Annotated in this window: 5 protein-coding genes; 1 reads left to right on the top strand and 4 read right to left on the bottom strand. The window is 56.0% G+C overall.

All coding sequences use genetic code 11. From position 1 onward, the window contains the following. Positions 1–31: 31 nt before the first annotated feature. The 4 genes from WYS_RS16190 to WYS_RS15485 all read right to left on the bottom strand — a co-directional run bounded on the left by WYS_RS16190 (position 32) and on the right by WYS_RS15485 (position 10,647). Positions 32–328, bottom strand: coding sequence for a hypothetical protein (locus WYS_RS16190; protein WP_147654235.1), 297 nt, complete (start codon positions 326–328; stop codon positions 32–34). Positions 329–531: 203 nt separating this feature from the next. After that, positions 532–1,782 (bottom strand): hypothetical protein, encoded by a 1,251-nt coding sequence (locus tag WYS_RS13555; RefSeq protein ID WP_019178724.1) that lies wholly within the window; start codon positions 1,780–1,782, stop codon positions 532–534. Positions 1,783–1,802: 20 nt separating this feature from the next. After that, complete coding sequence (locus tag WYS_RS13550) at positions 1,803–2,252, bottom strand: hypothetical protein (protein ID WP_019178723.1); 450 nt, start codon at positions 2,250–2,252, stop codon at positions 1,803–1,805. A gap of 10 nt (positions 2,253–2,262) precedes the next feature. Next, positions 2,263–10,647 carry a proprotein convertase P-domain-containing protein gene (locus tag WYS_RS15485; RefSeq protein ID WP_147654234.1) on the bottom strand — a complete coding sequence of 2,795 codons (8,385 nt, stop codon included), beginning with the start codon at positions 10,645–10,647 and terminating at the stop codon, positions 2,263–2,265. A gap of 226 nt (positions 10,648–10,873) precedes the next feature. Here WYS_RS15485 and WYS_RS13540 point away from each other — a divergent pair, with 226 nt between their 5' ends. Continuing rightward, complete coding sequence (locus WYS_RS13540) at positions 10,874–11,638, top strand: tRNA (adenine-N1)-methyltransferase (RefSeq protein ID WP_019178721.1); 765 nt, start codon at positions 10,874–10,876, stop codon at positions 11,636–11,638. Positions 11,639–11,663: the final 25 nt, after the last annotated feature.

Raw genomic sequence — 11,663 nt, 5'->3', positions numbered from 1 at the left:
AACACAGTGAAGTGCCATCGCTCGCTATCGCTCATTGCAGGACCACGAACTTTCCGATGTTCGTTGGCTTCAGGTCCCCCTTGTACGCTTTCTGGATGGCGGATGCGATATCATAGGTGATCCAGAACGCCCACTTCTCCCCCTTGAGCTTCATCTTCCCCATGTGGTCGATCCTTCCGACGATCGTGGTCTGATCGCTATCGTGGGCGCTGACCCAGTCTATTTCGGACCAATGAACGAACTTTTGCTTCCTGGTCCGATAGACCAGCAGAACACCGTCTTCGGTGACCGTGACCTCTTTCGGCTTGCCGGTAATGTCCTGATCCATCAGGAGGAACAAGGACACGCCGGCGAGGCCGGAGAAAAGCACAATGCCAACTGCTTTCGCGATGATGTTGTGTGTGCTCTGGACCGTTACTATCTCTAAGATGATTAGGGATACAGTGATAGAAGCAAAAAGACTGGTGGAAAAGGGCGAGGGCGGGTTTTGGAAACGAGTGCCGGAGAGTTCGTTCATCATTTTTACATCCCTCACAGGTATGAGTCGACGCTCCGCGCTATCGATACGACGGACAAAGCACACGCCCCAAAGCCTAGTGCAGAGGCGACGCCGGACAGCGACCTCATCCCGATGTTATGGGCCCTCATATCCATTACCGAATAAAATAGTGATGCACCAGACAATAGAAAACTGATCGAGCAGGTCAATAGTGACATAAAGCTATTTTTAGCTGCCGTGAGCGAGAGAGAAATATATCCAATCGCTGTACCAAGGAAGCCCAGGATAATGCTCTTCTTAGCATACTCCTGAGTGATCCCAGGAATATCGTCGCCTGCAAATGCAGGACCGAAGATCAGGGAGAATAGTCCCAAAGTGTATGAAGTCAAACTTAGAATTAAATCGATCCCGTCGTCCTCGCTGTTTAGCGTACCACCTTCGCCAGTCACATCGGTATAGATCTTATCGAGGGGATTTTCGAGAACTGAGTATGCTTCGCCCATATTCAATGAACTCCCTGAGACAATGGCTGTATCAAAGACGTTTTCAAGAACGGAATATATTCCATTCATGTTCAGTGAACTGCCAGAAGCGATAGAAGCTAGGTCGCTTAGGACATTTCCCGGAGCGGTCAAATCCTGAATAGCCCCCAGTACTTGCTCGACCAGGAGGCTTATGACCATCGAAACGACGAATGAGACGAGGAAAGCCGTTCCGAGCGTTGCGGCCGTTAATGAAATCAAGGCCACCTGAATAATGGTTACCGCTCCGAACAATATCCAAAATAGATCGCCTTGAATTGCGTTTCCTAATTGGTTTAATGCTGCTGAGCTGACCGAGCTAGTAGCGTTATAGTCCATGGCCATGGCACCGAGTGCACGTATAATGTTGTTACGATAATCATCTAGGACATTTTGGATCGTATTGATAATCGGTCCGAACAGCGTCTCCAGGGTGTCCTCGATGAACTGCATCGCCCACGTCTTGAACGCGTTCAACGCGTTCGATATCACCGTCACCGCCGCGCCTATGGCGTTCGAAGCTTGTTGTGTGAGACTTTTAAGCGCGCCAATCACCGCCAGTCCGAGATCGACCACGAACTGCGCCAAGTTGGCGAAGAAGTTGACCGCTCCGAGGAAGAAGTCGTACACGATGTTGGTGATGACGCCGAGATAGTCGTTGGGGCCGTGGTCCCTCAGCGGGGAGTTGACCACGTCCTTGAGAACGATGGCGTCGAGAGCGTCGCATACCTTGCCCAGTAAAGTGACGCTTTGATTTCTCATAGTCCATTATTTCGCGTTAGTTATCTCCTCAGGGGCGATCTTCCATCCCAGACTGGTGCTGCTTTCCCGGTCTGTTCCAGATATGCTTCCTGAATACCAAGGGCGGCCTCGCGAGAAATGGGATACGGGAGTAGTTCTCGGCCGAGCTTGATAGCGCCGGTGCTCTCGGCGACGTTTACCCCGTTCAGCATGCTCCAGCTTACGCGTCGTTCTCGATTGTTTTTAAACAGGAGCATAAATTCTCCGGACATTATATTGACCTCTTTAGGCCTGCGGGCGATCTTGGCAATGTATATTGAGGATGCAAATGAGATGCTCATTGCCCACAAGAGGATCGTTCCCCACTGAATATGTCCGACTATTATCAGGACTATAGTTCCAGTTACAAAATATGCGGAAAAAAATAGGGCAAGGAACAATAGATCACTCTTATCCCATTTTGATATTGTGAATTTGATTCCGTCCGTCATACCTGCTCCCTCATATCAACAAGGGAATTAAGCCCGTTCCAATTGAAATCGTACTCAAGAGCACCATGAGGATAAGCCATGCAGTGTCATGTACGCCTGACGAGATATAATCAATAGCAGCCATGGTTGCAGATATGAACCCGAGGACCACCCCGATCCATGCAAGTTGATCATCGCTATCTACGAAGGCATATAGTCCGATAAACAGCGCGGACAATCCTATGATCAGGCCGATCCCGCCAATAATAGTGTTTACAAGGGCGCCGACGAAAATACCAACTAGTCCGGTGGAGAAGCTGAGCATAGAGCATACTACATCCAGCCAATTGTAGCTCAGGTTTGAGCTTTGTTCGCTCACCCCTGTCAGATCCATCAAGGTGGAGGCCGAGATGGATGAAGGCAGGTTACCGAGATATTTTGATAAGGATATGTCGCCAAACACGCCTTGGATAATTATCGTGGCTACAGTCGATACCGCAGCAGATATCAAAAAGGCTGATCCGCCCGTCAATGCATATATTGCAGCGAACGCTATCGAGATGCCCATTGCCAGCGCGATCACTACATTAGTTAGATCCCCTCCGAAGATAGAGGTCATCAAACGATTTTTCGAAGCTTCGCTCGACCCTCCCGCAGACATCTCATTATACAGTCGATGAGAATTGGCAGAAATATCCGAGCAAACAGCACCCAGGACATCCCTTATTGTAGATAGTATGGAATCCAGCATAGAATGGGCTGTCTGTTCGATGAACTGTATCGCCCACGTCTTGAACGCGGCGAGTGAGGTCTGGAGCTTCGCGATCGCCGTGTTGATCGCCGCTGCGGCGCTGTCGGCGATGCTACAGAGCAGGCTCACGCCGGCCCGGTACAGATTGTCGGCGAAGTTGTACAGCACGGTGCCGACGGTCATGAGTATCTTGACGATCGTGTCCACGATTTCGCCGAAGTCGATGTAGTCCGGGGGATCGCCGATCGCATCAGAGGTCAGCGAGTATGGTATCCGGGAAATGACGTCGCTCGGAAGGCCCAGCGTGTAGATGTTGCTCTGCGCGATGACCACGCTGTTCGCGATCTTCTCGTTCGGCTGCCCGCTCACCGATTTGTGAGTGAGCTGATACAGCAGATTCTCGGCCTGACTGGCGCTCATGCTCGTGGTCCTGCTGATGACGGCCACGATGTTCGATGATGCGGACGACTGTGAAGCGTCGGTGACATAGATGCTTCCGCCGGCCGCGCCGCTGGACGACGGGGCGGCCGTCAGCAGGTCGTTGAAGAGCGAGTCCAGAGCGATGTAGCGTGGCACGATGACGGTGTTGATGCCGTTAACGAAGTGTTCGCTGCTGCCGCTCACTCGCAGGAACAGCATGTACACCCGATCATCAGCAGTGTACCGGTAATTGTTCGCTCCGACCACGTACAGGTCGCTGTTCTCCTCGGTGGAGTTGACGACTATCGTTCGGGACCTCGATGGATCGACCACCTTCTCCACATAGAAATGATAGTACACGTCGGTGTCGAAGTCCAGTAAGTCCTGGCTCCCTTGAGTTGAAGCACTGTAGCTTCCGTACGAGAAATAATAAGTGAAGGAGTAGTCCCGGGCGTCACCGGAAACGCCGTCCATCTTGACGTCGTCGCCTAACCAGCCGGCCTGCTCGGCCACGCAGTGTATGTTGAAGGTCTGCGATGTTGCCGTATCCGGAACGTCGATGTAGTAATCGAGGCCGGGGTTCACCATTGTGCCCGAGGGGGCGGTGAACCTTGCGGTCGGCAAGGCCTCGCCGTTATAGTATATTACGAAGAAGAACGGGTTGTGGTTGTCCTCCAGCGGCTTGAACTGGTCGAAGCAGATATGGATGACCATGTCTCCCAGGTACTTGTCCACGCCATCCCCGAAGCCGTCGCCGTCGGTGTCGGGATTCGTGGGGTTGAGAGCTTTTCCGCACGGGGTGCTGCCGATGATCTCGTTGCGATCGTTCAGGCCGTCGGAATCGGTGTCCTTGAGCATCGGGTTCGTTATCCATCCATCGGTGCCGAGGTTCACTTCCTCGCCGTCGAGAATGCCGTCGTCGTCGGAGTCTGCGTCGAGAGGATCGCTTCCTCCGTTCACCTGTACCCTGAAGTATTCTAGGCGGCCTTCGTCCCCTCCGGCGCGGTCCTCGATCGTCAACGTCCACGCGGACGAGGAGGCGAGGTCCGAGACGGTGAAGCCCATGGTCAGCAGGTCATAGCTCTTGTAGAGGTGATCGGCGCTCCCGCCCTGGCGGTTCCACAGGACCGCCGACTTCCCGGCGTGGCTGACGTAGATGTACAGATCGCCGATGAAGGTGTGCTCGATGCCGAGGTAGAGGCTCAGTCCGGTGATAGGTTTCGCCGTCGAGCTCGCGAACGTGGGGATGGAGAGAGCGCAGGAGATGGTGCTTCGATCGACGATCTTCGGCGACGCGGCGGTCGACCATGTCTGCGACCACTGCTCGTTGCCGTCCACGAGACCGTCGTTGTCGGTGTCAGGGTTGGTGGGGTTCGTTCCTCGAACGAGTTCGACATCGTCGCGGAGGTTGTCGGAATCGGTGTCGGCCATCAGCGGGCTCGTCCCGAGTTCGATCTCCTGCCTATCGACGAGCGTATCTTGATCGGAGTCGGCGTAAACGAATATGCTATCCACCACGGCCCCGGAGGACGTGATGTCGAAGAGCGCGCTGATGAAGCCGTCCGCGCCGGCCGGATAATCAAAGAACTCTAGCAGGGTCCAGTAAGAGTCGAAATGCCATGCCCCGTCAGCGGTCAGCGTCCCCAGCTGCTGGTAGGCCGTCCCGCCCCACTGCCGGACCGCGCCGGCGCTGCTCGTTTTGTATCGTATGTCGATGCGGTACTGCTGCCCCGACAGGGGAGCGTTGAGGAGGAAGTTGGTGCTGGTGGTGGTCGTGGTCCTTACAGTATAGCCGTCCACAGTGGTCCGGCCGGACCACTCCCCGTTGTCAAATATGGTGACGCCGAACAAGTACTTTGATAGAGCCGAGTAGTCACCGTCGCCTTCCGCTCCGACATCAGTGTTCACGAACACTGGGGCCATGGTAACGGAGGACAGATTGTACAGCGGTCCGTTCACCCTGACCAAGAGGTTCATGCCCGGCAGCGACGCATCGGAGTCATAGTAGCTCCCCATGTTCAGGCTGATCGCGGCCGATGTCCCGTGCCGGTGCAGTGTGCCGACGTTCACCCACCCGGACGAGGTGTACATCTGCACCGTCTGACCGTCCCTGCTGTCCAGGAAGTCGAACTGCAGCTCGTAGCTGACGCGGGTCAGAGGGACCGAGACTATGAACGTAGCGCCACTGACTCCATTTGCCATCGCCCCATCAATGGTCCATCCGGTCCCGAACGATATCCCGGGATTGTGCTCGCTCGAGCCTACGTCGGAAGCGTCGACGGAATAGGAGCGAGCGACGAAGCCGACATTGTACAGCTGCAGCGCGTTCACCAATCGCAGTTTGACGTTCATGCCCAGCTCGTCCGGCATCGAGTCGTGGAAGTACTCGCACGAGAGGACCACGGAAGCGGTGGAGTCGGCGGTGCGGCCGGGAAGAGTGCCGATATTGACCCATCCGGCGCCGTTGTACACTTGGACCGTTACAGGCTGGCTGGAATAGTATTTGAATGTCAAAAGATAGTCGGTGCTCATCTGGTAGGTGTTGTCGTAAATGTTGAAGAGCATAGTCGCATCGATGCCGGAACGAGGAACTCCGGAAGGGGCCCACCCGTCCAGCAACGCGATGCCCGGCCATCGGCTCTCCTGGAAAATGGAGTTTGCGCCGACGACCATCCATCCTACATCGACCCCTCCCGAGAGCATTTCGGTCGAAAGGATATATTCGCCCATGCCCGAGCCGGAATGGAGCGATACCTCGATCCTCAGAGTACCTTGGGCCGGGGACGTCCATCGTATGTGTTCTGTCCCGCCGAGGGTCCTGCTCTCCGCACGAGAACTTTGATAATATTGCGGCTCGGTCTTGTGAAGTACATACAGGTCATAATCGAACCCACTCGGCACGTTGAGGACTATGTCGATAACCTGACCCTTTAAAACATTGATTAGATAGCAATCTTCGAGGTCGTCTAGACCGTTCAGGCTTCCGAAGATTATGCCAGGGACGGCAACCGTTGGATTGTCGAGATTTCCAACGTCCTCATCGGTACCGGCGTCCCCGTTCCGGAAGCTCGTGCGGCATATATCCTCGCTCTGTACGACTACACTCGAATCCAATGTCGAACAGGAAACAATCTTGAAGTGATAGGTGGTCGAGGGGGAAAGGCCGGTTACGATCACCGAGTGCGAGGTGCCCGAAACCCCTTGGGCCGACGAACCGTAATCGGTAGTGGTGCCGTAAACTATTTCCGAGGTCGTGGGAACATCGGTGGTCCAAGTTATTCGCGCGGAGGAGATGCCTATATCGAACGTTATGTCGCTTATCACTCCGATGATAAAAGTGCGGTCCGGACTGATTACGATGTCGTCCGGGTTCGTCGCGGAATGGGAGATGACCTTAAAGTGGTAGACGATACCTGGAACGAGGTTCATTATCGTCACCTGATGTGAGGTGCCTGCGTTACTATGGATCGATGAGCCGTATGCGACAGTGGTCCCGTATGCCACCTCAGAGGTGCCTGGAATGTCCGTCATCCAAGTAATGCGTATCACAGTGGGGATTAGTTTCTCCACGACGATGCCCGTGATCCCGCAAGTATCGAAAGTGCCGATGCCGCTGTACGCGACGTCCCCGGGGTTCGAGATCGATGTCGATTCGACCTTGAAGTAGTAAGCGGTTCCTGGCACCAAGTCGGTTATCGTAACCGAGTGCGACGTCCCGCTCGTTCCTGCTACGAAACCGGTGCAGGCCGCTGTCGTGCCGTAGCGGACGACGGAAGTAGCGGCGACGGAGGAGGTCCACTCGATGCGCACGGTACTGAAGCCTGTGTAAGCAACGTACACGTTGCTTACCTCCACTCCGGCGGTGACGAAGATGGCGTCATCGGACCGAACGAAGTCGTCCGGGTACTGCGACGAACGAGAGATGACCGTGAAGTGATAAGCGGTGGCCGAGGCGAGGCCAGTAAAGGTGACGGAGTGTGAGGTCCCACTGGTTCCGGTGACGGTGTTCCCGTAGCTTGCAGTTGTTCCCCATTGCACCTCAGTAGTGCCATAGACGTTGGTATTCCAAGCAATCTGAGCCTCATCAGCGGAGGTAATGACTGCCAGGCCATAGATGCCGATGGTCACGAAGGTCATGTCGCTCGATTGGGCGATATCGTTCTGGTTCGTCGCGGAGCGGGAGACGATCTTGAAGTGATAAGTGGTGTTTGAGACGAGGTTTTCCAACGTGATCGAATGGGAGGTACCGCTCGCCCCAGTGACGACGTTCCCGTAGCTTGAGGTGGTGCCCCAGTAAACCTCGGTGGTCCCTTCGATGTTGGTGCTCCAGTCTATTTGGAGCGCTGTTCCCAACACATAGTCGATGCTGGGGATGCATATCGCTACGGTGCGGAAGGTGGCGTCGTCGGATTGCAACTTGATGTTGGCATTGTCTAGCGATCTCGATGATATCTGGAAATGATACAAGGTGTTGGACAGAAGATCAGTTATCGTCACCGAGTGAGAGGTACCGCTCGTTCCGATGGCAATGCTGCCGTATTCGGCCGTGGGCCCGTAATGAATCTCGGCAGTGGCGGCGATGCTCGTGGTCCATTTGATGGCAAAGCTTCCGTCGATGATAGGAATGACAACGATGTCGCTTATAGTGCCGGTAGTAACGACGATGTCCTCGCTGGCGGCGGCCTCGTTCGGGTCGAAGGGAGAGCGGGACACCACCCTGATGTGGTAGGCGGTGTTCTGCTCCAGCCCGGTGAGGATGACATAGTGGGAGGTCCCACAGTCCCCCATGATCGAGTTGCTGTACCGGTCCAGGCGATCATCGTAGAACCGCTTGTCCGTGATGTAGTAGACCTCCGATGTTGCGAAAAAATCGGTGGTCCATTCCACACGAATGAAGTCCGGTCCAGCGGTGACGGTGGGACCGTCGAGGGAGCGGAATGTGAAGGTGTAGTCTTCGCTCTCGAACGTGCCTCTGTAGCCTAACACCATCAGTTTGAAGTGATAGAGCGTGTCGGGAGAGAGGCCGGTTAGCAGACTGCCTTCCCGGCAGCTGTACCAATAGGGGCTACCGCCGCCGTGCTCGCCGTAATCGGTAGTGGTGCCGTAGAGTACATCCACCCACTGGTCCCCTAATCGGGTCCAGGTCACTTCCGCGGCATCAGGGCCGATGATGTCCACGGCGACGTTGCATACCACCGGGACGTTAATGCTGAATAGATATTCCTCACTCCACCCAGAGTAGCCATCGGAATAGGTGTTGAGAACGAAGTGATAAATGGAATCAGGATCGAGGTCGTAAAGACGGACGCAATGATAGGGGGCAGGAGTATCGGGGAGATAGTAATCGAATGCCTCCTCATACAGCACGGGGCCCCAGTAGATGACCGATGCGAGAGTATAGCATCCGGTTAACCAGCGTATCTCTACGCTGGTCTGGTCCAGTATGATGATCTCCAGGGAATCCACCATAATATCTGGCATCTCCACTTCCAAATCGTCGCTCTCCGCGGAGTGATTCGGATCGGTGAGCGAGCGGGAGACGACCTTGAAGTGATACTCAAGGTTCCAGCCGTATATTGATTCGAGATTGTTGATCACGATACGATGCACGGTGCCGCTCTCGCCTATGCGAACTCTTCCGTACTCGGTCGTTGGGCCATAATGAACCTCCGTCGTCGAAGGAACGTCATCGGTATACCAAAATAATTCCACGGCGTCGCTGTTGATCGGAGAAGCGCTGAGACTGGATATGAACACTGTGCCCGATATCGACTGCATCCCGCCGCCCTGCGGTCCGGGACCGGGGGAAGCGAATTCCGTGGCGTCCGCCGTGCAGTAGTATTCGAGATTTCTTTCTATCGTATCGCGGACTTTATCGGAGCGAAGGTCCAGGAAGCTGAAGCTAACGCTGTAGCCGCCGACACCGTCCATCCCGTCACGTATCTTGGACATCATGGAGCGAGCCGATTCGGCATCGTTCGACTCGAACGCTTCGAGAACAGCGCCGAGGTCGTCGACCAATGCGTCCCTGGAAGCGGCAGAACAGAATACGCTCTCGTCCTGAGACGCGGTCCACGATATCAATCGTTTTAGGTCCGGCCTCGTGAACATCACGTCGCGGTACGAGAACAGCTCCTGCCGCTCGCATTCCTGAACGAAAATGATGTCGAATCCGTCGGTGGCGATGATCACGGGAGAGAAAGCGGTGCCGTTGGAAATGACCTTCGGCCCGTACGTTATTGTCTCGCCGTCGAACAGAGCGCAGGCCACCTCGCTCGTCCCTTCGATAGTTCGATCCCACGAGACCATGGTCCTACCGTTCGACGCCGCCGCCGAAACGCTGCCGTAGCGGTCGGTCCCGTGATCGACGTCCTCCCACGACCTGAGATCTCCAGGGGCGGTCGCGAAGCCGTGGCGTATGGACGACCCGTTGACAGAGTTGTGGGCGATCCATATCTCTGGACCGTGCATCCCCCGGCTCAAAGCGATGTCGGCGATCTCGTCGCCTCTCCATATCGCGGCAGGTTGATCCATTATTGTGCCGTTCGCGTCCGCGCTGCCGAGGACGACGGTGCTGTCGACCGCTAGGGCGAAATAAATGAGGCCGTTGTCGAACAGCATCTCCACCTTTGATTGAGGAACGGACATGGCCATGATGGCCTGGCAGCTTTCGAGCGATGAGGATGATATGTTCCCCCGGACGATGTAGAACATCTCGGTCCCGTTGTCCTCCCGGAACAGGGAGATGAACGCTTTGTTCTCGTGGACGACCACGTCCGCCCCGGTCCCGTTGGAAAGGTAGCTGGGCCGGGACCACGTGGCCCCTTGGTCCGAAGAGGAAAGAGCGTACGTGCCTTCAGTTCCGTTATGTGTGCCGCAGAACACGATGACCACCGAATCGTCATCGCCGTCGATGCTGACGCCCGTGATGGATCCGAACGACGGCGTCAGAGAAAGATCGGAAGAGTAAGAGGAACCGTTGTTGACGGAACATTTCCATCGCAAGGTCATGTCGTCCTGAGGACCGTCGGCCCATGCCAGGTGGATGGTACCGTTGACGACGACGGACGATGGATTAGATGCTTGGACGTTGGAGACGGTGAGGCGCTTGAGAGCGACGTCCTCGGCGGCGAGGTCGTCGTTCTCGATGCTATCTGCGGACACGCTCACCATCACGTGGAACGCGGTCAAGAGGATCAGGCAGGCGCTCAGGAAGCTGGCGAGCCGTACGGCTAATGAATTCATGTTCAACGTCCCCAATGCCAGCATGCGGCCGGCAACCTTGAAATGAGAATGATTTGAGGATATTTATAGATTAGTTTATTATTAGGAGCGACTATTGATAATCACATCAAGCTCATTGCACGTTGCTGAGAAGAAAGACATGGCGTTCCCAACATCATGTGTTGATCGAATACAAGTCAGCCTGGGCATGCAAAGTCTTTTCCCCATGTCCTTGCATGTGCCGAGCATGCTTGACGAAGGTGATCTCGTCTATCTCCTGGACCCCAAGGGGAACCGCTATTGGCTGAACCTGCGCAGGGAAATGGTGCGGGTGCAGGGCCTCGGCGTGGTGGACGCGAACAAGATCATCGGGCAGGAGGACGGCTCCCGGATCAAGATCGCGGGCAGGGACTTCATCGCCTTCCGGGCGACCATCGCCGAGCTCATGGAATCATTGGACCGCGGTCCGCAGATCATCACTCCCAAGGACGCCGCTACCATCGTGTTCCGCCTGGGCCTGAGGGCGGGGGACACCGTGGTGGAGGCGGGCGTGGGCTCGGGAGCCCTCACCCTGGCGCTCATCAACGCGGTCATGCCCGCCGGCAAGGTCGTCACGATGGAGATCCGCGAGGAGTTCGCCGACCGTGCCCGCCGCAACATCGAGAGGGCCGGCCTGGACAAGTACTGGGAGCTGCGCATCGGGGACATCAAGACCGCCGAGCTGGGCCTCGTGGCCGACGCGGTGGCCCTGGACATGCCGGACCCCCAGCTCGCCCTGGACAACGTGGAGAGGTTCCTCCGCCCCGGAGGCCGCTTCGCCGCCTACGTCCCTAACACCAACCAGGTCGCCGACGTGGTGCACGGGCTGCAGGACCACGGGTTCCTGGAGATAGGAGCGGTGGAGAACATCCAGAGGAACATCGAGGCCCACCCCGGGGGAGTGAGGCCGGCGTTCGAGAACCTCGCGCACACCGGCTACATGATCTTTGCCCGCCGCCCTGCCAGGAGCTAGAGGCGAGGCTCTTGGATAAACAGTT

The organism is Methanomassiliicoccus luminyensis B10 (genome assembly GCF_000308215.1).
Classification (GTDB): Archaea; Thermoplasmatota; Thermoplasmata; order Methanomassiliicoccales; family Methanomassiliicoccaceae; genus Methanomassiliicoccus; species Methanomassiliicoccus luminyensis.
This window is presented reverse-complemented; position numbering and strand designations above follow the sequence as displayed.